This is a genomic window from Roseivirga ehrenbergii (assembly GCF_001593005.1).
GTDB classification, from domain to species: Bacteria; Bacteroidota; Bacteroidia; order Cytophagales; family Cyclobacteriaceae; genus Roseivirga; species Roseivirga ehrenbergii.
Genome location: NZ_LQZQ01000035.1, coordinates 1 through 1,138, shown reverse-complemented (window position 1 = coordinate 1,138; position 1,138 = coordinate 1). Strand labels below are relative to the sequence as shown.

The window sequence follows — 1,138 nt, the reverse complement described above, 5'->3', positions numbered from 1 at the left end:
AGTGGCACCTACTGAGTTTAGGGTGGTAACTAAATCATTACCTGCGGCATCTTTCATTGTACCTCCGTTAAGGTCAAGCGCCCCTACAGTGATACCATCGGTATCTTCATCGCCAGCTACCACTCTATAGCGGAAAACTAAAGTTTGAGTACCAGAACCACTCTCATAAACCGCCTGACGTACAGTAGAACCTATGGTAATTGCTATTTGAGGGGTGCCTGATGTAGTATTCACAATCACATTCTCGCTGGTGTTCACCGTGAAAGTCATAAGACTATTTACAGGGTTACTTCCATTTGCTGGTACACTTACGCTGGTAACTGTTGGGGCTGCTGCGTCTACCACTATGGCTTTATTCGCTCCCAATGAATTGGCTGCCCCTGGAGTGGCTAAGGTTAAGGCAGCATCATTACCTGATGCATCTTTAATCGTACCTGAATTTAAGGTCAACGAGTTCGTGGCAACGTAATCCAAGTCAGCATTTACATCGCCTGCTTGTATTGTATAATTGAAGGTCAATGTATTCGAACCTGAGCCAGAAGAGTAGTTCACTGTTCTATCTGTTGTTCCTGTTTCTAATGTAATTTGAGGTGTACCTGTTACCGTAACAGCTTCTGAAAATGTAACCGTTACCGCTATAGCATCGCCAGCTTTATACGTGCCATTGGCAGTAGTAGAACTTACACTTGTTACTGTTGGAACAACTCCGTCAATCACTATCGCTTTATTCGATGCCAGAGAACCGCCTGTAGTTCCTTGCTGCACAGTGAGGCTAGCATTGTTTCCTGCTGCATCTTTTATTGTTCCGCCATTCAAGCTAAGGGCAGTTGAACTCGTGACATCTAAATCTGCGCTCACATCACCTGCTTGAACAGTATATACAAAACGTAGGGTAGATACACTTCTATCTACATAGTTAATGGTTCTATCAGTTGTTCCTGTTTCCAATTCTAACTGTGGGGTTCCTGTTACTAAAACCTCTTCAGAATACTGAACATAGATATTTATGTTGTCCCCAACTTTGAAGGTTCCATTGGTAGCATTCGAAGTAACTTCCAATACCGTTGGGGTAGTTTTATCATTGAGGCTTGCTGTGTTATTAGTGGTTTGGTTAGCATCTGCGGTTAACCCATTTTGG

At 43.2% G+C, this 1,138-nt stretch carries 1 pseudogene; it reads right to left on the bottom strand.

The annotated features are described in order from the left end of the window. Positions 1-1,138: pseudogene (locus MB14_RS10240) on the bottom strand (hypothetical protein); the annotation flags it as partial.